We start from the raw sequence: 22,658 nt of genomic DNA on the forward strand, positions 1-22,658 counted from the left end.
AGTATTACTCCGAAATTTTTGAAGCTAATGACGACATTTTTAATTACAACAAAACAATGTAGTAGATTACCAAAAAATTGAGCATAACAATTGGCTATATTTGCATAGTGGTCTATAATTCTTATTTGAATGATCTGTTATTTGTGTGTGAAATTAGCTTTACAGCATTTTAAACGCTAATGGTTTGAACTAATTAAATTTTCAAATAATTATCAAATAGCCTTTCGTCTTATCTATTTATAAAATAAAGATATCTTTGCACCCAAATTAATTCAAAAAATGCCAAAAAGAGAACGCAACAAATTTGTAAAACGCGGACAAATCATCGACATCTTAATTGAAGATTACGCTTTTGGTGGCAAAGGCATTGGGCGAATTCGCAATGAACATGGTGAATTTGTGGTTTTTGTACCCAATACCTTACCTGGTCAGTTGGTAAAAACCCAAATCAAAAAGACTAGCAAGAAATATGCGGAAGGAAAACTTTTTGAAGTCTTAAAATCGGCAGAAGATGAAATTGATATGCCATATCAAAGCATTCCTGGCGCGCCTTATATTAATTTACCCATTGAAAAACAGCATCAATATAAAAAGCAAAGTACCTTAGAATTATTTAAACGAATTGGTAAAGTCGCTGATATTGAAGACAAGTTTGACGAATTTGTCACCTCGCCTAACACCTTTCATTACCGTAATAAAATGGAATATGGTTTTTCTGCCATTGGTTATGATCACGAATTGAAAACGGATGTTGATGAATTCACCTTAGGTTTTAAAAAACGTGGTACATGGTGGTGTGGCGATAATCTAAATAAAGATTCAGGCTTATTTGATGCTGAATTCGAAAACCATCTTAAAGATATCAGAGCGTATTGCATTGAAACAGGATTAGCACCTTGGCATGCTCCAAAAAAGGAAGGCTTTTTTAGGTATTTCGTGGTTCGAAAATCATATAAAACCAATCAGCTCTTATTTAATTTGGTAACTACATCTTACGATTTACCAAAATTTGATTTGGATAAATTCGCGAATTTTCTAGTAGAATTATTTGGAGATAGAGTTGCCGGACTGTTACACACTATAAATGATGAAGTCGGAGACCGAACCATAGCCACCACAGGACGTATTTCCCTAGTTTATGGTAATGACAAAATAGTTGAAGAATTATTTGGTTTAAATTTTGAAATCAGCATGAAAAGCTTTTTTCAAACGAACCCAAAATGTGCCGAAAAACTCTATTCTAAAGTCGTCGATTACGCTCTAGAAAATAAAGATGCGGTTGACAATACCGTGGTCTTGGATTTGTTCTGTGGCACAGGAACTATTGGCCAAATCATAGCCAACAAAGCCAAAAACACCAAAATTATTGGCGTAGACATTGTGGCTGCTGCCATTAAGGATGCTAAAGAAAACGCAAAAAGAAACAACATTGAAGGTTTGAAATTCTATGCTGCTGATGTTGGGAAATTTTTAAGTGAACACCCTGAATATATAAACAAAATAAGAACTCTAATTTTAGATCCTGCGAGAGCTGGAATTGCGCCTAAAACCCTTAAAAAAATAATAAACCTAAATGCAGAACGTTTGGTTTATGTATCTTGTAATCCTGCAACACAGGCAAGAGATACTGAGCAATTGATGGAAGCTGGTTATACGATTAAAAAACTCAGTTTGGTTGATCAATTTCCACATACTGCACATATTGAAACGGTTGTGCTTTTTGAGAAATAATGAAAGAAAGCCTTAAGTATGAATAGAAATTTTTAAATAACCTAAAACTGAAGTCAGAAGACGGATGACCAAAGACTGAAGACTGAAGAATGAAGACTGAAGACTGAAGACTGAAGACTGAAAATTGAAATAATTAAATTTGAAACGACTACTGATTTTTATAAGTTTTATCACTCTAGCCATATTAAGCTTTAATTGCGAGCGTGATGATATATGTGCAGAAACGACTTCCACAACACCTCGATTAATTGTTGAATTCTATGATATTGATGATTTGGAAGTCTTAAAAAATGTGCCTAGACTAACGGTTTATGGAGATGGTGTATTAGAATTAGATGAAGAAGGAAATCCCATAGAGCCTACGGTCCAATCTGATACATTAGTAGCAAAGTATAACGATGACGATTCCTATGTATTTAATGTAAATACCAACACCTTGGCACTACCTTTATTAATTGAAGAGGAATCAACCGACAATTCAGCAAACACAATAACCATAAGATACATTTTAGAAAAAGACACCAATTTACGTGTTGAAGATGACGACCTAACCACAAACTCCAACAAAGATATTTTGGTCATATCATATAGCACCGAGTTTGTTTATGTCTCAAGAGCTTGTGGTTACAAAAGCATATTTACAGAATTAAATGTCACAAGCGAATCCAATGATTCAGTGCCATGGATCGCAAATATTATTATAGAAGAAAGCATTGAAAATACTGTTGAAAATGAAAACACAACACATGTACGCATCTATCATTAGAAGTGTAACAATATTGCTGTTGTTTTCTGCAATGGCTTTTGCGCAAGAGGAGAAAAAAACGGTTAAAGATACTTTAATTTACAAGCAAAAGTATGGTCTTAGGCTTGGAGCAGATATAAGCAAATTAGCACGAACTTTCCTAGATGATGACTATTCTGGTTTTGAAATCATGGGCGATTATCGTTTGACTAAACGTTTATATATTGCTGGTGAAATTGGCAATGAAGAACGCCTCCTAGAAACTGATTATTTAAATAATACCACAAAAGGTAGCTATTTTAAAGCTGGAGTGGATATGAATTTTTACAAAAACTGGCTCGATATGGAAAATATGATTTATGTTGGTTTCCGGGTTGGCGCAAGTTCTTTTAGCCAAACCTTAAATAATTATACCATTTTTGATGTTTACAATCAATACTGGGGCGAGCAATTTACAGTTGATGAAGGCACAGAATATAATGGCTTATCAGCACTTTGGGTAGAGCTTCAAGTGGGATTAAAAGCGGAAGTGTTCAATAATTTTTTTGCTGGTGTTAATGTGCAACTAAAAGTTTTACTTTCAGAGAAAGAGATTGATAATTACGAAAATCTCTATGTTCCTGGTTATAACAGAACCTACGACAGTAGTGCTTTCGGAGGAGGTTTTGGGTTTAACCTGTCTTATTTAGTACCCATCTTTAAGAAGGATAAGATTGTGATTCAAGAAAAGGAAGTTGAAGAATAAGAACTCAAATCACAGATTATACAATCCAAATTCCAATTTAGTCATAGACCTAATTCTTGATTCCTGATTCCTGATTCTTGATTCCTGATTCTTGATTCCTGATTCTTGATTCCTGATTCTTGATTCCTGATTCTAATCAAAAGAAATAACTTTACAACTCCTCTCCTTTACTTTCAAGAAAAATCCATATCTTTTCTTTATCAAAATCTTTCATATGCATAAAGACGATATTGCCGATTTAATTGACACTAAACATTCTGAATTGATTACTTGGTTAGAAAAACAACCCGACGACTCGTGGACGCAAGGACCAGAAGGCAAATGGACCACAGGCCAGCAAGTATTGCATTTATTACAGGGCATAGTTCCGCTCAACAATGCACTGAGCATGCCTAAATTTTTGTTGCGGTTAAAATTTGGAAAGGTAAATAGACCCGTTAGAGCATACGAAGCGATTGTTAAACGCTACCAAGAAAGGCTGTCAGATGCAAAAGGCAAAACTTATAAAGCGTCTCAAAACATGAAAGTTCCTAAACTGGCAGACAAACAATATCTTTTAAACCGATTGCAAACCGAAGAAAAGAAACTACAATACAAAACCAGGCGAATTAGCGATAAGAATTTAGACACCGTAGTTTTGCCGCATCCTTTAATGGGCAAAATGCCAGTTCGAGAACTAATTATGTGGACCGCCCATCATGTTGAGCATCATACTGAGATTTTGAAAAGCTCCTATTCAAATTTGAGCGACTAAAAACTAAACAACTTTCAAATACTCTAAAACATTACCCTCAATCCGACTCTGAATATCAGAGACATCTGCTTTTACAAATGTATCTCCTGTAATATTCTCATAAAGTTCGATATAGCGTTCGCTTACTGATTCAATATATTCATCACTCATAACAGGAACGGATTGCCCCTCTAAGCCTTGGAAATCATTGGCAATCAACCATTGTCTTACAAATTCTTTAGACAATTGTTTTTGCGCCTCTCCTCTATCTTGACGCTCTTGGTAACCATCAGCATAGAAATAACGTGAAGAATCTGGTGTATGGATCTCGTCAATCAAAACAATTTTACCGTCCTTTGTTTTCCCGAATTCGTATTTTGTATCGCCTAAAATTAGCCCGCGATCTGCTGCGATCTCTGTTCCTCTTTGGAATAGTTTTCTGGTGTAATCTTCAAGAACATTATAATCTTCTTCAGACACGATGCCTTTTTTCAAAATATCTTCTCGAGAAATATCCTCGTCATGATCGCCCATTTCAGCCTTTGTGGCTGGTGTGATAATAGGATTTGGAAATTTATCGTTTTCTTTCATGCCTTCTGGCATTGCAACGCCGCAAAGGATTCGTTTTCCTGCTTTATATTCACGAGCTGCATGACCAGACATATAACCACGAATCACCATTTCCACTTTAAACGGTTCGCATAAATGCCCGACGGCGACATTAGGATCTGGCGTCGCCACCAACCAATTGGGCACCAAATCCTCAGTCGCTTTCATCATCTTCGTTGCAATCTGATTTAAGATTTGCCCTTTATAAGGAATTCCTTTTGGCATCACCACATCAAAGGCACTTAAGCGATCAGTGGCAACCATGACCAATTGTTCATCATTAATATTATAAACTTCCCTTACTTTTCCTTTATAAACACTTTTTTGATTTGGAAAATTGAAATTAGTGTCTGTTATGGTGTTTGACATTATTAGATTTAATTTTTTTGAATTTTTGCGGATTTCTTTTTTGAACGTATGGACAAGTCGCGAGTTCTCCGTCCCTTCATATTTGAATAAAAATTATAGTTTTCATTAATGTGGTCATACTATCAAATCATCATGTTTTTAAATTATGAGTTTTCCCCTTTGGGGAATTAAAGGGGATTATTCCCTATTCTCAATACTCTTATAAGCTGCAATTACTTTCTTAACCAATTTATGGCGAATCACATCTTTGTCGTCTAAATAAATCATACCAATACCTTCCACATTTTTTAACACCAAAAGCGCCTCTTTCAATCCAGATGTTGTACGACGTGGCAAATCCACCTGTCCAGGATCACCTGTGAGTAAAAATTTCGCATTCTTACCCATTCGAGTTAAAAACATCTTCATTTGGGCATGTGTCGTGTTCTGACCTTCATCCAAAATTACAAAAGCATGATCCAGTGTACGACCGCGCATAAAAGCCAATGGTGCAATTTGTATCACGCCTTTTTCGATATAACTTTCCAGTTTTTCGTGAGGAATCATATCACGCAAGGCATCATACAAGGGTTGCATATATGGATCTAATTTTTCTTTTAAATCCCCTGGCAAGAACCCTAAATTCTCACCAGCTTCCACTGCAGGACGCGTTAAAATAATCCGCTTTACTTCTTTGCTTTTTAGGGCTTGTACCGCTAAAGCAACTCCTGTATAGGTCTTACCTGTTCCGGCCGGACCAATGGCAAAAACCATATCGTTTTTACGCATGCTTTCCACCAACTTGCGCTGATTTGCTGTTTGTGCCTTTATTAATTTTCCACCAACGCCATGCACTATAACTTCGCCACTTTTGTCAGATGTGTTATAATCGTCGCTACTCTGGCTTGTTAAAACACGCTCTATTACATTTTCGTCCAGTTTGTTATATTTTGCAAAATGCTCTATTAACATATTCATTCTGCGATCAAACTCTTCGAGTAAATCTTCATCGCCATAGGCTTTTATCTTATTGCCTCTCGCGACAATTTTAAGTTTTGGGAAATACTTTTTTAGAAGTACAATGTTTGCATTTTGTGCACCGAAGAATTCTTTTGGAGTTATTTCTTCGAGTTCTAGGATAAGTTCGTTCAAAAGCTTGCTTTGTTTAGTTTAAACCAACAAATATTAAAATTCATTTGGTCCGTTAATCTCTTTTCTTTTCTTAATTTTGTGATTCTGTTGTATGACACAAAGCTAATAATTTTACAACCACAAATCTTAAAAAAATATCAACAATCAATCCATGGCGATAATCACTTTAACGACTGATTTTGGAGAAAAAGACCACTTTGCAGGAGCCACAAAAGGAGCGATTTATAGCGAACTTGAGGATATTAGGATTGTAGATATCTCTCATTGTGTATCACCATTTAATATTTCTGAAGCGGCTTATATTATTCAAAATGCCTACAGTAGTTTCCCAAAAGGAACGATTCATTTAATAGGAATTGATTCTGAATTAAGTCCTGAAAATAAGCATATTGCAGTTAAATTAGACGACCATTACTTTATATGCGCCAACAATGGTATTATGAGCATGATATGTACGGAAATCGCACCAGAAAAAATCGTTGAAATTAATATACACGACAGAGTTGAAACCAACTTTCCTGTTTTGGATATTTTTGTAAAAGTGGCTTGTCATATTGCACGAGGCGGAACCTTGGATGTGATTGGAAAAGTTATTAACACAATTAAACCAATTAAAAATTTAGTGCCTTTTGTAAATGATGAGCAGAACCAAATTATTGGGAGTGTTATCTATATTGACAATTATGGAAATGTGGTGACCAATATTAAACGCAAATTTTTTGAAACCGTTCAAAAAGGAAGGGCTTATGAGGTTTTTGCTAGAAACCATATGTTTAAAAAAATTCATAATAAATTTAGTGATATCATAAATTTTGAAATCGAAGAATCCAAACGCGATGTTGAAGGCAAAGGCTTAGTCGTTTTTAACTCTTCCGATTATTTAGAAATAGCTGTTTATAAAAGTAATTGCACCACAGTGGGTGGCGCTTCTACGTTGATGGGTTTAAAAAATATGGATACGGTTACCGTGAATTTTAAGCCCATCCTTTCCCGATAGCTAACGGGATTCCCAAAGGAAAGGAAAACGATAGGTATAAACAGTGAACATAGGAGTGAGAATACATTTCTTTACTGTAGGAAAAATAGGATTGTCTAAAAGGTATATTTTAATATTCACAACAGTGAGAAAGTTCTTTCCTTTGGAAAGGATTTAGGAAAGGCTTTTTATAATATGGGTACAAAAGAAAAAGATTCCCACTTTCGTGGAAACAAGATGTTAGTAAGAATTGTAAAAATGAGCTTTGAACCTTCTAAAATTGAAGAATTCTTGGCTAATTTTGAAACGGTAAAAGAAAAGATTCGAAATTTTGAAGGCTGCCAGTTTTTAGAATTGTATCGCGACCAAAATACCACCAATATCTTTTTTACTTATAGTTATTGGGATTCGGAAGAGGATTTAAATAATTATAGGCACTCTGAATTGTTTAAAGGGGTTTGGGCTAAGACAAAACCATTATTTAATGGAAAACCTGAAGCTTGGAGTGTGGACAAATTGGCGATTTTAGATTGACGAATTACGAATAAAAACAAAATTTCGCATTGTGTCGTTGGCGCAAAGCAAAATGAAAACTGAACTCTGAACTCTGAACTCTGAACTCTGAACTCTGAACACCGAACACCGAACACTGAACACTGAAAAATGCTAGCAATACTTAAAAAAGAAATAAACACCTTCTTCGCTTCGCCAATTGGCTATTTGGTCATTGGTGTCTTTTTATTACTCAACGGACTATTTCTTTGGGTTTTTAAAGGTGAATTCAATATTTTGGATAATGGACAAGCTAGTTTGTCATCGTTCTTTTTATTGGCACCATGGATTCTTATTTTTTTAGTGCCAGCAGTGACGATGCGAAGTTTTAGTGACGAAAAAAAACAAGGCACTCTAGAGTTATTGGTTACCAAACCAATTTCTCATTTTCAGATTGTATTAGGCAAATATTTTGGCGCTTTTGCATTGATTTTAATGGCTCTTATTCCCACGCTGCTATACGTGTACACGGTTTATCAATTAGGAAATCCAGAAGGCAATCTCGATATGGGCAGCACCATCGGTTCCTATTTTGGACTTTTATTTTTAGTTGGAGCTTATACAGCCATTGGCGTGTTTGCCTCTACGCTTTCCGAAAATCAGATTGTGGCTTTTATCATTGCTGTTTTTATCTGTTTCTTTTTCTATTTCGGATTTGAAGGTTTATCGAATTATAATATTTTCGACAATCTTGTTTATATGGAAAATCTTGGTATGTCCGCACATTACAACAGTATGAGTCGTGGTGTTATTGACACAAGGGATTTGGTGTATTTTATAAGTATAGCCATAGCATTTTTGCTATTTACAAAACTGAGAATTCAAAAGCAGTAAGATGATTATCACACCCTTATTATTCCTGTTTTTAGTCATCGTTTTTGTACTGTTATTTTTATTTTTAAATACAGTTGATAAACGAAAATGGCTCTCGGCATTAATAAGCTTGATTTTGACCCCTTTTGTATTTTTCTTTATGTTTTATCCATTTCTGAATATCATTAGCAGTTATCATCATCAGAAATATTTTGATAGTGAGGCTTGGATCGAATCACCAGCATTACGTTATGAGATGATTGATAATACTATGGCATCAGACACCTTAATTGGCGCATCAAAGGAAAGCATAACAAAGCTTTTAGGAAAAGCAGAGTGGCTCTCATGGGACGAATCAAAAAAAACACACGATGCTGACAAATGGAATTACGGACTTGGCATTGAACCCGGAGCTTTTAACACTAAGCAAGAGCGTGTAGAAATAACGTTTCAAAATGGCAAAGTCATCGCTTTAAAACCGTATCAAGAAGAAATAACTTTCGAGAATGAAGAAGAATAAATCTATTTTATATAGCATTGCTATTGTTGTTGCACTCATTATTGTGAATTCGATTTCAAGTTCGGTGTATCAACGCTTCGATCTTACAAAAGATAATCGGTATACGCTTTCGGATGCTTCAAAATCATTGGTTAATGATTTGGATTCGCCTTTAATAATCGATGTGTTTTTGGAAGGGGATTTTCCTTCGGAATTTAGGTTACTTCAAACTGAAGTCAGACAGATTGTAGATGAATTTCAATTAAAATCAAATCGAATTGTTGTTAATTATATTGATCCAATTAAAGATGAAAACACACGGCAACAATATATAGAGGAGTTAACAAAACAAGGCTTAGAACCTTATATTAACACCGATAATAGTACAGGAAAAGTAACGCAAGACATCATTTTTCCTTGGGCTTATGCCAGTTATAAAAATGGACGTGTGAAAATTCCACTTTTAAAACGAAGCATCACACAAGGTTTACAGGAGCAGATTAATAATTCGGTGCAATCGTTGGAATATGCTTTTGCAGATGGTTTTAGCAAATTGGTCAATGCCAAGTCAAAAAAGATTGCAATTTTGAAAGGTAATGGGCAGTTAGACGATATTTATATCGCTGACTTTCTTCAAACGATAAGACCTTATTATAATTTGGCGCAATTCACTTTAGATAGTGTGGCTACCAATCCACAAGGCACGTTAGACAAATTGAAGGACTACGATTTAATTATTTCTGCAAAACCTAGTATTCCATTTTCAGAGAATGAAAAGCTTATTTTAGATCAATATACCATGAATGGTGGCAAAAGTCTATGGCTAACAGAATCCGTGGTTATGGACAAGGACAGTTTGTATAATGAGGCAGGCACAGGCGTTTCAATTATGCGCGATTTGAATTTGAATGATTTTTTCTTCAAATACGGTGTTCGCGTGAACCCAACTTTAGTAAAAGACCTCTACTCTGCTCCGATTATGTTATCGATTGGAGAAGGCAGTCAGGCGCAAATGCAACCGATTCAATGGCAATATTCACCTCTGGCAGCATCCAATCCCAATCATCCAATTACCAAAAATTTAAACTTGGTAAAATTTGATTTTGCGAGTCCGATTGACACCTTAAAAAATAGCATCAAAAAATCCATTTTATTACAGAGTTCGCCAAAATCCAAGTTAGAAGGTGCTCCAACTACAATTTCATTAGCGAACGTAACGCAAGCACCAGATGAAACCTCGTATGATAAAGGTCCTCAAAATTTAGCCGTTCTTTTAGAAGGCGCGTTTACTTCGGTTTATGATAAACGTGTTTTACCTTTTAAAGTGACTAATTTTAAGTCTAAAAGTGTTGACACTAAAATGGTCGTGATTTCGGATGGTAATGTGGTTAAAAATGAAGTTATAAAAAACAGACCTTTAGAGTTGGGCTTTGACCAACTCACAGGAAAATCGTTTGGCAACAAGGAATTTGTGCTTAATACAGTCAATTACCTTTTGGACGATACAGGACTTATAAACATTAGAGCCAAGGAGATTAGTGTCGCTTTTTTGGATGCCGATAAAGTAAAAGACAGCAAAGGAACTTGGCAATTTATCAATATTGCTTTGCCGCTTATACTATTAGGCTTGTTTGGCTTTGTTTTTAACTATTTGAGAAAACGTAAATACGCCTCTTAAAATCTGAACTTTACTACAGCGGGATTCCCAATTTCGTGGGAAAAATTTGTTAATAAGTTTGTTTTATAAAACCCTTCTATTGAGATATATTTGTAAGACGAACCAAAAAGAATTCAACACATATATTCATCGTGAAACATCTAACCGAATAGGTTGGATTTTATCTTTAAATTCTAAATAAGATGTTTCGTGTTACGAATAAAAAACAATTAATATAGAACACATGAAATTTATTGTTTCAAGCACTTATTTATTAAAGCAACTTCAAGTATTGGGAGGCGTGATTAATAACAGTAATACGCTGCCAATTTTAGATAATTTCCTATTCGAGCTGAGCCAGTCCAAATTAACGATTTCGGCTAGTGATTTAGAGACGACAATGTCTGCAACTATGGATGTTGAAAGTGATTCTGAAGGAAGCATCGCTTTACCTGCTCGATTACTTTTGGACACCTTAAAGACGTTTCCTGAGCAACCTCTGACCTTTGTTGTAGAAGACAACAACACGGTAGAAATTAGCTCTAATCATGGTAAATACGCATTGGCTTATGCTGATGGCGCTGAATTCCCAAATGCCGTTTCTATAGAAGATGCTAGCAAAACAACCATAATGGGCGATATTTTAGCAACTGCTATTAGCAAAACTATTTTTGCTGCAGGTAACGATGATTTAAGACCTGTAATGAGTGGAGTGTTCTTTCAATTTTCTCAAGATAATTTAACCTTTGTGGCCACTGATGCTCACAAATTGGTAAAATATACTAGAAATGATGTCAGTGCCACGGAAACTGCCGAATTCATTATGCCTAAAAAACCTTTGACACTTTTAAAGGGTATTTTAGCTGGAAGTGATGATGATGTTTTAGTAGAATACAATGAATCTAATGCTAAATTTACGTTTGAAAATTCCGTATTGATTTGCCGTTTAATTGATGGAAAATATCCAAATTATGAAGCGGTAATTCCTAAAGAGAATCCAAATAAATTAGTAATTGATAGAACACAATTCTTAAACTCGGTTCGTCGTGTTAGTATTTTCTCTAATAAGACGACACACCAAATCCGTTTAAAAATTGCTGGTGCAGAATTAAATATTTCAGCTGAAGATATCGATTACTCCAACAAAGCCGAAGAACGTCTAACATGTGATTACCAAGGTGACGATATGCAAATTGGTTTTAACTCACGCTTCTTAACAGAAATGATAAACAATCTAAACTCAGATAACGTTCAGTTAGAAATGAGCTTACCAAACAGAGCAGGAATTCTTACTCCAATTGATGGTTTAGATGAAGGCGAACATGTGACTATGTTGGTGATGCCTGTGATGTTGAATAACTAACAAATTCCTGCGAACGCAGGAATCTCATAATCGAGAAAAATATTATAAGCACTCATTTTCGGATGGGTGTTTTTTTTTTGTTTTTAAGAATATTGTTGATATTATAAACAAATAATATTTAAGAATAAACTACTCAGGTTTTCTAGGAATAGCACGACCTCAAAGGTTTTGAAAACCTTTGAGGTCTATTAAACTCGGAATTCATATTAGTTTTTAATTCATATAGTTTGTTTGTTTCTATTCTGATTTTTTGTCATGTATTAAAAGATTCTATTTTGAACTTAGGTTCTTAATTTTTTATATGTTCATTTTATTCGTCTATTTTTATTTTTTATATAGGAACTCATGATATGCTTCGCAGTTGCCTTGATGCAAAACGAACCAATCCCGATAGCTATCGGGACAAAATGATTTATTAGGAATTACTCATGTATTCTTATTTTATAATATGGAATTCGTGAATGCTTCGCATTTGCCAATGCACCTTTCGCTAATACATTAGTGATTTAGGATTTAATTTTACTAATAGTTCCAATCCTAGATTTATTTTCATAGCCACCCACTTGCTCATTATTTCTGAAAATCGTTGTTTCCGACGCTGTCGGAATTTAGGTGTTGAGCTCTAACTTTCTTTTGGGTTATACAATATGATTTACAAATCTTTGGCATGAACTTTCTGTCTATAAGTCTTTTTTTATGTGAAAATTTCAGATACTGAGCTTTATTTAGTTATTTTTATGTTTTAAATTCCACGAGTCTAATCAACTTAAATACCAATTCAACATTAAAATAACACATATAATTTGTTTCTATTTCGTTCATATTTTAATATAAAATCAAACCGTAACTAAGGCTATGCTTGAATTTTCTATCTCATCTGAACAAAATATATTTCAAATTATTTATGTATTATTTTAAAATTAAATTGGTATAATTACTTCCCGCTTTGAAATCTACTTTTTTATGCACAACCAACTTTTGGTTATTCTTTGTTCAATAAGTGTATTATGCTTTTCTCAAGAGGAAGAAAAGAAACCGTTTTCGTTGGATTTCAGCCCTTTTTATGGCACAATTCTAGAACATAATCCTGATATTTCCCATCTCATTACAGACCATCCTGCAGGTTTCGTGCTAAGTTATAACAGAAAAACCTATGGTTTTAATGCGTGGGAACGCCGTTATAATTATCCCGATTGGGGATTTTCAATGACTTATCAAGACATGAAAAATCCCTATTTGGGCGAAAATATTGGGCTCTATGGTCATTTTAATTTTTACTTTTTAAATCGAAGTTTGGTCTTTAGAATAGGACAAGGCATTGCCTACACCAACAAGCCTTACGACAAAACGGAAAATTACATTAACAATGCTTATGGCTCGCATTTACTGAGTTCTACCTATTTAAAGTTTGACTTTATCAAAGAGAATCTTTATAAAGGTTTAGGGTTCAATGCAGGATTTACGGTCATCCACTACTCTAACGCCAACATTAAAGCACCAAATAATAGTACCAACACTTTTGCTTTTTCAGCTGGACTGAATTATGTGTTTGATGCTGAAGAATTTCCAGAATATATTCCTGAAGGGGAACGTACAAAATATTCTGAACCATTTAAATATAACTTTGTTTTTAGAAGCGGCGTCAATGAAAGTGACATTAACGGTAGTGGCCAATTTCCTTTTTATGTATTCACAGGATTTGTAGATAAACGCATCAACCACAAAAGCACTATTCTGGCAGGAACAGAATTATTTGTGTCCAAATTTTTAGAGGAAATGATCAAACATCAATCTGTAGCTTTTCCGGAACTTGGCGTTAAAGGCGATGAAGATTATAAACGTGTTGGTGTTTTTGTCGGTCACGAATTACGATTTAATAAAATAGCATTTATCACGCATTTGGGTTACTACATATATTATCCTGTGGAATTTGAAGGTCGCGTTTATAACAGATTAGGTTTGAAGCGTTATTTTTCAGATAAAATATTTGGTGTTGTCAATGTGCATTCCCATGGTGCAAAAGCAGAAGCTGTTGAATTTGGATTAGGAATTAGATTATGAAAAAGTTGGTATTAGTTTTGGTTTTAAGTTTGGTATTCTCATGTGATTCTGAAGATGCTTTGGATTGCTTTCAGGCTTCAGGAGCTATTATTCAACGCACCTATGATTTAGACAATTTTGATAAAATAACCGTTTTTGAACGGACGCAACTTATCATTTCCGAGGGAGAATTTTCAGTCTTACTTGAAACAGGGGAAAATTTATTGAATGATATTGATATTAAAGTTTCTGAAGGTCGCTTAACTATAGAAAACAGTAATGCTTGCAACATTTCCAGAGAATACGGCATTACCAAAGTTTATGTGTCTGCGCCAAATGTTACTGAAATTAGAAATAGTTCTGGATTGAAAATTATAGGCGGGAATACGTTAACCTATCCAAACCTCACCTTGTTATCCGAAGATTTGGAGGAAGAAGATGGGTTCCATACCGATGGCGATTTTGAACTGGATTTACAGGTTGAAAACCTAACCATAACCCAAAACAACTTGAGTAATTTCTTCTTAACAGGAAATGCAACCAATCTAGACCTCAACTTTTTGTTTGGCGATGCACGTTTTGAAGGACGGAATTTAATTGTTGAAAATGCAGCTATTTATCATCGAGGTACAAATGATATTATCATAAATCCACAACAACAACTCACAGGAAGTATTTTGAGTACAGGCGATATTATTGTCGTCAATACTCCACCTAACCTTGATGTGGAAGTGCTTTATACTGGGCAACTTATTATTGAAAATTGAATTTCAAGTTTAACCAGTTAAAATCTTATTTGAATCTAGTCAACATCATTCAACTTCCAATTGTAATCTATAAAAGTGATTTCCGCTCCTTTATTGATCTTCGTCTCCGCATATTGGTTGATATAATCAATAATGGATTCCGATTGCTTTAAGAAATCCTTTTTGTACCATTTAAAAATTTCAGATAATTCAGCTTTGTCTTCAGAAATAGCATTCTTTTTAGAATTTATAAATTCTTTAGCGGCTTTATCCATCAGTTGATTTACATTTTCTGCTGTGTAGGCTTCATTCAACAATTTAGGGCACGAAATTGATGCACAGTTAATAGCAAAGTGAATTCTAGGTTCGTTCATTTTTTGAAGAATTCCCTTTTCAACATCTGCAAGAGACAATTCTTTTTTACCTATCCTTATAAATTTCTTTAAAAATGGAGAAATCGTAGCACCAACATCTTTTATGCTCTTAACAGGATAATTATCGACGATGAGTTTAATGGTATTAGCATTATAAACATTTATGAAGTAGGCTAATTGCTCTTCAAAAGCCCAGTTTTCATTGGGTTTGTTTTCGCTAAGATAAGTGACATAAGCATTGAGTTGATCACCATCAGATTTAAAACCTTTATAGTCTACTAAGCCATCGTCTTTTACATGTTTTTTCAGAAGTTTGTCCCATGCACTATGATCTAACTTATTTTCTGTCTCAACTTTATATTCTTGTTCGTTCTTCGTTTTATAATCTATACCTTTTGATGATACGCATGAATGGAGCATCAAAATGCCTATAATTGCTATTCCTAAAAATTTGGTCTGCTTTTTCATAAAGTCAAGATAAGAAATTACAAAATTAAAAATGCTAAAAAAATGACAATGCACTACTATTTATCGGGTTTGAGCAAAAAAAAAGGCCTCCCAAAATGGTAAGCCTTTTCAATTCCACATCTTTTTAATCACTAACTAACAAAATTAATAGACAATGGATAGCTAGGTAATTCTCCATTACCAGCTTTTATAGCGTTAACAATTGGCATTACAAATGCCAAGATACCGATTAGTATTAAGGTTAAAATTCCTAAACCAAATACGATGATTAACGGAATACTGATTATGGTATATATAAGTATGCTCAATTGAAAATTCAATATCGCCTTTCCTTGGGTATCCATACGTTCAACTTGATCTTTCTGCGTTGCCCAAATAATTAAAGGCACGATGAGTCCGCCAAATCCTGTTAAATACGTTAGTAATTGCGATAAATGCGTAATGACCAATAATTGATTGTCAGTACGCTTTAGTGTGTGATAATTTGATTCCATGATTAATGATTTTACACTTATATGACGCATATTCATTAAAAATGTTACAATTAATTTCGTGAAATTAAGAGCTAGCAGAATTTTTAGCTTATTTCCTAACCATTAATAACTGGTATCGTCCAACTTTACTTTACCATGAAAGGTTTTATATAAAAACAAGAAATAGCCTGCTAAAAGAGGAGCGCCAATTAGTACTATTGTTAACATAATGCCTAATGATTTTTGAGACGAAGCTGCGTTGTAAATCGTGACACTATATTTTGGATCAATGGTCGATGGCAGTAGCACTGGATACAATTGAAAAGCAACTAACATTAACAAAAAAGCCATGGTTAGTGATGAGAACAACAAAGCATAGGCATATTTCTTTTTGGACACCAACCTAGGAACATTAGCTACAGCAAGAAAAGCCAATACAGGCAGGATAAAGAATATAGGATATTCTTTAAATTTATCTGTTACACCAGGTAAAAACATTAAGGTATAAAAAGAGGTGACCGCAAAGCTTATGATGAAAAAAATCATCCCCTTTTTTAGCAAAAACGTCAATCTTTCAAATAAGCGACCTTCAGTCTTTAGCAATAAAAAAATTGCGCCCTGTGTCATAAAAATAGATATAGTGGTAAACCCAACCATAATGGCATAAGGATTTAAAAAAGAAAAGAAAATACCACCTTGATAGCTTAGGTTTTCGCCTATCTCAACACCTTGTAATATATTCCCTAAAACCACACCTAATAAAAATGAAATCAATGAATTGGACAAAAAGTAAATAATATCCCAAGTCTTTCTCCACCATTTCATCTCTTCGGCGCTTCTGAATTTGATGGCGGCAGATCGTAACACTAAAAGCATTAAGAACAACATAAATGGAATATACATTGCAGATAGCATCGTGGCGTACATAACTGGAAAACCTGCAAACAATGCACCAGCGCCAATAATCAACCATACTTGGTTTGCATCCCATAGCGGACCGATGGCATTGATGGAAATACGACGACTCAAATCTTTTCTTAGAAATAAATGCCATGCACCTGCTCCATAATCAAATCCTTCCAAGATAGCGTAACCCGAGAATAACAAACCCACAACTAAATACCAAAGTGTTGGATAATCGATACCTAAAAATGTTTCCATATTTTTTTGATTAAACGTATTTTAAAAATTCATCAGGATTTTTAGCTTCATCATAAGGGCCGTGTTTTATTTTTTTGTTTACCGAGTAGATAAACAATAAGAATAAGATGGCATAGACGACCAAAAATAGAATTAATGAAAACAGAATTTGATTTGACGATACTTCTTGCGAAAACCCTTCATTGGTTCTTAAATGTCCATACACAATCCATGGTTGCCTTCCCATTTCCGCAGAAAACCAGCCGACTTGATTAGCTATTTGTGGTAATAGCACAGAAAATGCAAAGATCTTAAGCAACCATTTCTTATCGAAAATTTTTCCACGCCACCATAAAAAACTAGCATACAAAGTTAGAGCTATTAAGAACATACCTATGGAGATCATAATATGATAGAACTGGAAAACGGCATTGACCTGTCCTGGTCGGTCTTCTTTTGGAAATGCATTTAAACCTGTAATTGGGGCTTCAAAATCTTGATGAACTAAAAATGATAATCCACCTGGTAATTTAATACCAGTTACCTCTTGGGTTTCATCATTGACCCATCCCAATAAATATAAATCGGCAGGAGCAGATGCCTCATAATGACCTTCCATCGCTGCCAGTTTAGCCGGCTGATTCTCCGAAACGCCATCTGCAGAGCTATGCCCAGAAATCAATTGCGATAAAGAGAAAATAGTTGCAATTGCTAAAGCAATTTTAAACGCTTTTTTAGAAATTTCTACATAACGTCCTTTTAGCAAATAATAAGCGTGAACGCTTAATACTAAAAATGCACCAGCTAAAAAAGCACCTTGCCAAACATGTATAATTCGATCTACACTAGATGGATTAAATACCATGGCCCAAAAGTCAGTCACCTCTGCCCTAGCATCAAACCCCTCACCCACTATATGATAGCCAGCCGGTGTTTGCTGCCAACTGTTCGCCACTACAATCCAAACTGCAGAAAACATAGAGCCTAGAAAAACCCCAATGGTTGATATAAAATGTACTTTAGGCGATACACGATTCCACCCAAATAATAAAATACCTAAGAAAGCACTTTCTAAACCGAAAGCAAATAAGCCTTCTGCTGCCAAAGCACTTCCAAAAATATCACCAACGTATCTTGAATACACAGCCCAATTGGTACCAAATTCAAATTCCATAATAATACCAGTTGCAACGCCAATTCCAAAGGTAATGGCAAAGATTTTCAACCAAAAACGCGTAAGAATTTCATATTGTTTTTGTCCTGTTTTTAAATACATGCCCTCCATAATCACCATAATTAAGCCAATACCGATACTTAATGGTGGATAGATATAATGAAAGGCGATAGTAAAGGCAAATTGAATTCTGGCTAAAATTTCTGTATCCATTATTAATTAGTCTTGGTTGTGTAAAGATAATTAATACGGCAAAGCTTTCATGTAACGTAAGTTACTTTTATTGATTTTAAATCCTTAAAATGACCTAGATGGAAATATAACATTAACACGAAACCAACTCATCTTCATCGACAATCGGATTCCAATAGAACTTCTAAAACCATTGGACAAAAAAAGAGGGTAGTTAATTATTGACTACCCTCTTTTCAAATATTTAATTAGTTTTAATTAATATTCTGAATTACGATCTTCATTAAGCTGGTTAGACTCATCTTTACTTTTACCTTTCGACATAAAATTTATAAGAATCCCGACTAGTGTTATGCAGACCACTGCGAAAATTGCAATCATGACCACACCATTGGTCCAACTATATAATGCTATTAATGAATTAAACATGTTAGTGTTGATTTAGTTTTGAGATTATAAAATTAAGCACTATAAATTTTAAGAAAGATGACATTTATCAGTAAATACACGAAAATCTGAATTAATTTATCGCAATACATGTAAGCTTATCCTATTTGATTAAGCTGTATTTATAACCTTAATAATCTCCTCTTTTTGAAGCACTCCAGATTGTCGCCATACTTGCTTTCCATTTTTAAAGAGTAGCATGGTTGGCACACCTCTTACTTGATATTTTGATGCCAAGGCTTGGTTTTTATCCACATCTATTTTTAGAATGGCAACTTCTGCTCCCAATTCATCTTTAACTTGTTTTAAAATTGGAGCTAACATTTTGCACGGCCCACACCAGTCTGCATAAAAATCCACTAAAACGGGTTGATCTTGATTTATTAATTCTGAAAATTTGCTCATAGTTTTCTCATTTTTATTTATTAAAAGTGATAGTCCAAATACCTCTTACTTCATTAACATCATAACCAATGGCTTTATCCATGGGATATAACCTCTTTATTTTTGCTAATGTAGAATTTTCCAAAGTTTCATTTGGCTTTCCGTGGCATTGAAGACACATAGGATTTGTCGTAATGGGATAATATACCCTTACGTTGTTGTCCATTTCCTTTACAATAGGACTTGCTTCTTCACTATTGGCCACCACTTTTTTAAAGGTTTTTATATACTCTAATTCCTCTACATTAGCTTTATTATTAGGATTTCTTGGCTTATCTGATACACGCTTGATAGTAGAATTATGCACAACAGCCATACTATCGGTTAACGAATAAGCACGCTCATTACAAAATGCCAAGGCTTCTAAAGTTCCCTTTTTTTGAATCGTTCGCATTAAGTTTTTGCCTAAAACAGCCTTTGTAGTTAGCGCATATTTTAGACCACGTTCTCCATAAGGCAAATCTTGAAAATTAGTTTGAGCTTGTTGGTTTTGCTTTCTTTTTCCATTACCCATTCTATTTCCCTTTCCTTTTCCCCATTCCTTGACCATTTTGGTTGCCGCTCTTTTTATTAAAATGTGCTTCAAACCATTCCGGTTGTTCAATTTCGAAATCGTACATATACTCTGCAATTTGAATAATGGATTCTTCTGGAAAAGCTTGTTTTGGCATGACACCAAATCGTTTTACGGCTCCAAACATTCTAGCGTCTTCTTCATTTGGGTTTTTAATCCATGCTTGTATAGATGCTACAAATTCTTCTTTTGTAGTATTATCATTTATATAATGCTTTTTAATGGCAATCATTGGTGGTCCAATTCTATCATCATGATTTGCCGTTGGGCTATGACAGATGTAACAATTGGTTTCCATTAACTTTTTACCAGGATGGTTAGATTTTTTAGAAGATTCACCAACAGAACTATAAATATCATTGTTCTTTTTACCGGAATTGCAACTCATTAAAACCATCACTAAAACGAGCAATCCTATACTTTTTTTCATCTCAAATATATTTGAATAAAAATACAACAGTTCAGGTTTTTGTTACGTAACTTATGTTACAATTCACAATGGTGAACATCAAGGAAAAAATGTATTTTTACAACCAAATATGGATTCACTCACACAAATCGTTTTAGGTGCTGCAGTAGGCGAAGCTGTCTTAGGTAAAAAAGTGGGCAATAAAGCGATGTTGTATGGTGCTATTGCTGGCACCATTCCAGATTTGGATGTCTTGGCATCGTATTTTACAGATACAGTTTCGGCTTTGGCGATTCATCGTGGCTTCACGCATTCCATTGTGTTTTCTATGCTTTTTGCTCCTGTTTTTGCTTGGCTTGTTTCGCGCTACGAGACATATAAAGATTTTAAGGGTTGGTCCTGGCTATTTTTCTGGGCTTTTTTTACGCATCCTATTTTAGATTCATATACCACATGGGGAACGCAGTTATTTTGGCCTTTGGATTTAAGATTAGCCTTTAAGACTATTTTTGTTGTTGACCCTCTATATACCTTACCATTTTTAGTATTCTTGATTTTAGCACTGTTTCAAAACCGAACTTCGAAAAGACGACGACTCTATAATACTTTAGGATTAACAATCAGTACGCTATATTTAGGACTTACCTTTATATTAAAAAATGTTGCATCAACACAATTTGAAGATGCATTACTCAATCAAAACATAACATACAACGCATTGGATACCAGACCTTCGCCGCTCAACACTATTTTATGGAATGCGAACGTGGAAACTAAAAGCGCCTATTTATTAGGCACCTATTCGTTCTTTGATAGTAAAGAAATTCGCTTTGAAACGTATCCCAAAAATCATGAGTTATTGGGAAGCCTCATTAATAATGAGAACTTAAAACGTATGATTACAATTTCAGAAGGATGGTTTACCATAACCAAAACAGGTAATAAGTTGTATTATAATGATTTGCGCTTTGGTTTGTTGAATTTAGAACCCAATTCCCAAGACTTTGTTTTTAAATATTTAATTGAAGTTGATGACTCAGGCCATGTCACGTTTACCGAAAAAGAAAAAAACACACGAGACGCAAAGAAACTGATGTCAAGCCTGTGGAAACGCATAAAAGGAAACTAACCAACCTTAACTTACTTACCTCTCAACCATTTAAATTCATTGGTTCTTATGACATAGCCAATTCGTATCATGCTCTGTGATTGTTGATAATTCAATAAGCCTTCGGCTTGTCCCACAAACCATTCTAACATAATGTATTGGTTTGAAATATTATTGTCAAATGGATTGAAGTAAACGCGAGTTCGGACAGAACCTTTTGGGTCTAAGTTTAAGCCTTTTCTGAATCGTAAATCGAAAAACAATTTGTCCTTTTTTATAATATGGGACAAATTAACCTGTCCCAACCCTGTATATTCCAGTAAATCCGGATTGCCTTCTTTGTATGCAAAAGGAACCCAAACCTTAAACCTTCCAATCGTATTCTTAGCGACTTTTGTTGAATATTCTAGGCTTAACCTGTTCCAGCTTCGGGAAGCAATACTATCTCTGCCATTGGATTCGTGCTCAAAAGATAATGTTCCAATACCTTTTAATTTCTTGTCTTTATCGTAAAAAGCTTTTCCTATAGCAATGGAAGGGTTAAAATTTATATCACTAAACGGAAAGGATTCTTTATAGATATTCCAAAACGATTTTTGCGTATAGGTCAAAAACAAATACGTATCCCAAGGTAATTTACTACGGGTCAATATCTGTTTAAAACTGATTTGATATTTAGCATCAGCAGTGCTTTTATTTATGGCCTTATTGGTGGGAACTCCTGTAAGAAAATAATTATCCTTATGAATTGAAAAATAAGGTTGCTTAGCTATAGAATCATTTAATTCTTTTTTGGTGTAGGCTTGGGAATAACTATTCAGGGTTATAAACATGGTAATTATAAAGCCAAACCATTTACTGAGCCATTGATTAACAAAAATTCGTTTCATGTTTCACGTTTTGATTTATGTGCTTATATAAGTTGTAATTATCAATTGCAAAAATAAAGCCTTGAAAACGAAAAGCTTAACGCAAACACTAGTGAATTTATCTTTATAAATTGAATTTAAAATTATATACCCTATCAATTTTATTGAATCCCAACGCAAATGAGTTAAAACTAATACAAATAATACTACGCATATTATTCAACAGCCATTTATCTTTAGAAATAAATTTTAAATCAAAAACAGGACTAATTAATCA

24 protein-coding genes are annotated in these 22,658 nt (G+C 34.3%); 13 read left to right on the forward strand and 11 right to left on the reverse strand.

What is annotated here, in order from left to right:
• Positions 1-279 precede the first annotated feature (279 nt).
• The 4 genes from rlmD to HM987_RS11125 all read left to right on the forward strand — a co-directional run bounded on the left by rlmD (position 280) and on the right by HM987_RS11125 (position 3,975).
• Complete coding sequence (gene rlmD / locus HM987_RS11110) at positions 280-1,731, forward strand: 23S rRNA (uracil(1939)-C(5))-methyltransferase RlmD (protein ID WP_179008041.1); 1,452 nt, start codon at positions 280-282, stop codon at positions 1,729-1,731.
• Positions 1,732-1,870: 139 nt separating this feature from the next.
• Positions 1,871-2,497 carry a DUF6452 family protein gene (locus tag HM987_RS11115; protein WP_179008043.1) on the forward strand — a complete coding sequence of 209 codons (627 nt, stop codon included), beginning with the start codon at positions 1,871-1,873 and terminating at the stop codon, positions 2,495-2,497.
• Positions 2,463-3,221 carry a DUF6048 family protein gene (locus tag HM987_RS11120; RefSeq protein ID WP_229724393.1) on the forward strand — a complete coding sequence of 253 codons (759 nt, stop codon included), beginning with the start codon at positions 2,463-2,465 and terminating at the stop codon, positions 3,219-3,221. The genes HM987_RS11115 and HM987_RS11120 overlap by 35 nt, the downstream gene beginning before the upstream one ends.
• A gap of 214 nt (positions 3,222-3,435) precedes the next feature.
• Positions 3,436-3,975 carry a DinB family protein gene (locus HM987_RS11125; protein ID WP_179008045.1) on the forward strand — a complete coding sequence of 180 codons (540 nt, stop codon included), beginning with the start codon at positions 3,436-3,438 and terminating at the stop codon, positions 3,973-3,975.
• A gap of 3 nt (positions 3,976-3,978) precedes the next feature.
• Here the strand turns inward: HM987_RS11125 and HM987_RS11130 are convergent, their stop codons facing one another.
• A complete protein-coding gene (locus tag HM987_RS11130) occupies positions 3,979-4,932 on the reverse strand; it encodes a phosphoribosylaminoimidazolesuccinocarboxamide synthase (protein ID WP_179008047.1) in 954 nt (317 codons plus the stop codon).
• A 177-nt stretch (positions 4,933-5,109) separates the two neighbouring features.
• Positions 5,110-6,063 (reverse strand): PhoH family protein, encoded by a 954-nt coding sequence (locus HM987_RS11135; RefSeq protein ID WP_179008049.1) that lies wholly within the window; start codon positions 6,061-6,063, stop codon positions 5,110-5,112.
• Between the two features lie 151 nt (positions 6,064-6,214).
• Between HM987_RS11135 and HM987_RS11140 the strand changes: the two genes are divergently transcribed.
• The 8 genes from HM987_RS11140 (at position 6,215) to HM987_RS11175 (ending at position 14,730) form a co-directional block, all read left to right on the forward strand.
• The gene (locus HM987_RS11140) at positions 6,215-7,060 is read left to right on the forward strand and encodes an SAM hydrolase/SAM-dependent halogenase family protein (RefSeq protein ID WP_179008051.1); all 846 of its coding nucleotides are present in this window, start codon (positions 6,215-6,217) and stop codon (positions 7,058-7,060) included.
• A gap of 216 nt (positions 7,061-7,276) precedes the next feature.
• Positions 7,277-7,573: a putative quinol monooxygenase gene (locus tag HM987_RS11145; RefSeq protein WP_179010017.1), complete on the forward strand. Its 297-nt coding sequence runs from the start codon at positions 7,277-7,279 to the stop codon at positions 7,571-7,573.
• A 129-nt stretch (positions 7,574-7,702) separates the two neighbouring features.
• Positions 7,703-8,425, forward strand: a complete 723-nt coding sequence (gene gldF / locus HM987_RS11150; protein ID WP_179008053.1) for a gliding motility-associated ABC transporter permease subunit GldF — start codon at positions 7,703-7,705, stop codon at positions 8,423-8,425.
• Between the two features lies 1 nt (position 8,426).
• Positions 8,427-8,924, forward strand: a complete 498-nt coding sequence (locus HM987_RS11155; RefSeq protein ID WP_179008055.1) for a hypothetical protein — start codon at positions 8,427-8,429, stop codon at positions 8,922-8,924.
• Positions 8,911-10,581: a gliding motility-associated ABC transporter substrate-binding protein GldG gene (gene gldG, locus HM987_RS11160; protein WP_179008057.1), complete on the forward strand. Its 1,671-nt coding sequence runs from the start codon at positions 8,911-8,913 to the stop codon at positions 10,579-10,581. Before HM987_RS11155 ends, gldG begins: the two co-directional genes overlap by 14 nt.
• Before the next feature lie 223 nt (positions 10,582-10,804).
• Positions 10,805-11,923, forward strand: coding sequence for a DNA polymerase III subunit beta (dnaN, locus tag HM987_RS11165; protein ID WP_179008059.1), 1,119 nt, complete (start codon positions 10,805-10,807; stop codon positions 11,921-11,923).
• Between the two features lie 963 nt (positions 11,924-12,886).
• Positions 12,887-13,984 (forward strand): acyloxyacyl hydrolase, encoded by a 1,098-nt coding sequence (locus HM987_RS11170; RefSeq protein WP_179008061.1) that lies wholly within the window; start codon positions 12,887-12,889, stop codon positions 13,982-13,984.
• A complete protein-coding gene (locus HM987_RS11175; protein ID WP_179008062.1) occupies positions 13,981-14,730 on the forward strand; it encodes a head GIN domain-containing protein in 750 nt (249 codons plus the stop codon). The genes HM987_RS11170 and HM987_RS11175 overlap by 4 nt, the downstream gene beginning before the upstream one ends.
• 35 nt (positions 14,731-14,765) lie before the next feature.
• Here HM987_RS11175 and HM987_RS11180 read toward each other — a convergent pair whose 3' ends face one another.
• The 8 genes from HM987_RS11180 to HM987_RS19545 form a co-directional block, all read right to left on the reverse strand.
• Complete coding sequence (locus HM987_RS11180) at positions 14,766-15,551, reverse strand: DUF547 domain-containing protein (RefSeq protein WP_179008063.1); 786 nt, start codon at positions 15,549-15,551, stop codon at positions 14,766-14,768.
• A 131-nt stretch (positions 15,552-15,682) separates the two neighbouring features.
• Entirely contained in the window at positions 15,683-16,045 is a 363-nt protein-coding gene (locus HM987_RS11185; protein ID WP_179008064.1) for a DUF4870 domain-containing protein, read from the reverse strand.
• 102 nt (positions 16,046-16,147) lie between these two features.
• Positions 16,148-17,185 (reverse strand): cytochrome d ubiquinol oxidase subunit II, encoded by a 1,038-nt coding sequence (cydB, locus tag HM987_RS11190; RefSeq protein ID WP_179008066.1) that lies wholly within the window; start codon positions 17,183-17,185, stop codon positions 16,148-16,150.
• A 10-nt stretch (positions 17,186-17,195) separates the two neighbouring features.
• On the reverse strand, positions 17,196-18,551 hold the full coding sequence (locus tag HM987_RS11195) for a cytochrome ubiquinol oxidase subunit I (RefSeq protein WP_179008069.1): 1,356 nt from the start codon (positions 18,549-18,551) through the stop codon (positions 17,196-17,198).
• Between the two features lie 237 nt (positions 18,552-18,788).
• Complete coding sequence (locus tag HM987_RS11200) at positions 18,789-18,959, reverse strand: hypothetical protein (RefSeq protein WP_179008071.1); 171 nt, start codon at positions 18,957-18,959, stop codon at positions 18,789-18,791.
• Between the two features lie 129 nt (positions 18,960-19,088).
• Complete coding sequence (gene trxA, locus HM987_RS11205; protein WP_179008073.1) at positions 19,089-19,382, reverse strand: thioredoxin; 294 nt, start codon at positions 19,380-19,382, stop codon at positions 19,089-19,091.
• A gap of 13 nt (positions 19,383-19,395) precedes the next feature.
• Positions 19,396-20,007: a Tll0287-like domain-containing protein gene (locus HM987_RS19540; protein WP_229724394.1), complete on the reverse strand. Its 612-nt coding sequence runs from the start codon at positions 20,005-20,007 to the stop codon at positions 19,396-19,398.
• Positions 19,937-20,425: a c-type cytochrome gene (locus HM987_RS19545; protein WP_229724396.1), complete on the reverse strand. Its 489-nt coding sequence runs from the start codon at positions 20,423-20,425 to the stop codon at positions 19,937-19,939. Before HM987_RS19545 ends, HM987_RS19540 begins: the two co-directional genes overlap by 71 nt.
• A 109-nt stretch (positions 20,426-20,534) precedes the next feature.
• Here HM987_RS19545 and HM987_RS11215 point away from each other — a divergent pair, with 109 nt between their 5' ends.
• Entirely contained in the window at positions 20,535-21,533 is a 999-nt protein-coding gene (locus HM987_RS11215; protein WP_179008075.1) for a metal-dependent hydrolase, read from the forward strand.
• A gap of 11 nt (positions 21,534-21,544) precedes the next feature.
• Here HM987_RS11215 and HM987_RS11220 read toward each other — a convergent pair whose 3' ends face one another.
• Positions 21,545-22,402 carry a phospholipase A gene (locus HM987_RS11220; RefSeq protein ID WP_179008077.1) on the reverse strand — a complete coding sequence of 286 codons (858 nt, stop codon included), beginning with the start codon at positions 22,400-22,402 and terminating at the stop codon, positions 21,545-21,547.
• Between the last annotated feature and the right edge of the window lie 256 nt (positions 22,403-22,658).

The sequence above is a fragment of the Winogradskyella forsetii genome, from assembly GCF_013394595.1.
Taxonomy (GTDB): domain Bacteria; phylum Bacteroidota; class Bacteroidia; order Flavobacteriales; family Flavobacteriaceae; genus Winogradskyella; species Winogradskyella forsetii.

What these genes read in the sequence shown, in the direction of transcription:
- rlmD (WP_179008041.1), top strand. Translation starts at nt 280, where the DNA reads ATGCCAAAAAGAGAACGCAACAAATTTGTAAAACGCGGACAAATCATC.
- HM987_RS11120 (WP_229724393.1), top strand. Translation starts at nt 2,463, where the DNA reads ATGAAAACACAACACATGTACGCATCTATCATTAGAAGTGTAACAATA.
- HM987_RS11125 (WP_179008045.1), top strand. Translation starts at nt 3,436, where the DNA reads ATGCATAAAGACGATATTGCCGATTTAATTGACACTAAACATTCTGAA.
- HM987_RS11130 (WP_179008047.1), bottom strand. Translation starts at nt 4,932, where the DNA reads ATGTCAAACACCATAACAGACACTAATTTCAATTTTCCAAATCAAAAA.
- HM987_RS11140 (WP_179008051.1), top strand. Translation starts at nt 6,215, where the DNA reads ATGGCGATAATCACTTTAACGACTGATTTTGGAGAAAAAGACCACTTT.
- HM987_RS11145 (WP_179010017.1), top strand. Translation starts at nt 7,277, where the DNA reads ATGTTAGTAAGAATTGTAAAAATGAGCTTTGAACCTTCTAAAATTGAA.
- gldF (WP_179008053.1), top strand. Translation starts at nt 7,703, where the DNA reads ATGCTAGCAATACTTAAAAAAGAAATAAACACCTTCTTCGCTTCGCCA.
- HM987_RS11155 (WP_179008055.1), top strand. Translation starts at nt 8,427, where the DNA reads ATGATTATCACACCCTTATTATTCCTGTTTTTAGTCATCGTTTTTGTA.
- gldG (WP_179008057.1), top strand. Translation starts at nt 8,911, where the DNA reads ATGAAGAAGAATAAATCTATTTTATATAGCATTGCTATTGTTGTTGCA.
- dnaN (WP_179008059.1), top strand. Translation starts at nt 10,805, where the DNA reads ATGAAATTTATTGTTTCAAGCACTTATTTATTAAAGCAACTTCAAGTA.
- HM987_RS11170 (WP_179008061.1), top strand. Translation starts at nt 12,887, where the DNA reads ATGCACAACCAACTTTTGGTTATTCTTTGTTCAATAAGTGTATTATGC.
- HM987_RS11175 (WP_179008062.1), top strand. Translation starts at nt 13,981, where the DNA reads ATGAAAAAGTTGGTATTAGTTTTGGTTTTAAGTTTGGTATTCTCATGT.
- HM987_RS11180 (WP_179008063.1), bottom strand. Translation starts at nt 15,551, where the DNA reads ATGAAAAAGCAGACCAAATTTTTAGGAATAGCAATTATAGGCATTTTG.
- HM987_RS11185 (WP_179008064.1), bottom strand. Translation starts at nt 16,045, where the DNA reads ATGGAATCAAATTATCACACACTAAAGCGTACTGACAATCAATTATTG.
- cydB (WP_179008066.1), bottom strand. Translation starts at nt 17,185, where the DNA reads ATGGAAACATTTTTAGGTATCGATTATCCAACACTTTGGTATTTAGTT.
- HM987_RS11195 (WP_179008069.1), bottom strand. Translation starts at nt 18,551, where the DNA reads ATGGATACAGAAATTTTAGCCAGAATTCAATTTGCCTTTACTATCGCC.
- HM987_RS11200 (WP_179008071.1), bottom strand. Translation starts at nt 18,959, where the DNA reads ATGTTTAATTCATTAATAGCATTATATAGTTGGACCAATGGTGTGGTC.
- trxA (WP_179008073.1), bottom strand. Translation starts at nt 19,382, where the DNA reads ATGAGCAAATTTTCAGAATTAATAAATCAAGATCAACCCGTTTTAGTG.
- HM987_RS19545 (WP_229724396.1), bottom strand. Translation starts at nt 20,425, where the DNA reads ATGAAAAAAAGTATAGGATTGCTCGTTTTAGTGATGGTTTTAATGAGT.
- HM987_RS11215 (WP_179008075.1), top strand. Translation starts at nt 20,535, where the DNA reads ATGGATTCACTCACACAAATCGTTTTAGGTGCTGCAGTAGGCGAAGCT.
- HM987_RS11220 (WP_179008077.1), bottom strand. Translation starts at nt 22,402, where the DNA reads ATGAAACGAATTTTTGTTAATCAATGGCTCAGTAAATGGTTTGGCTTT.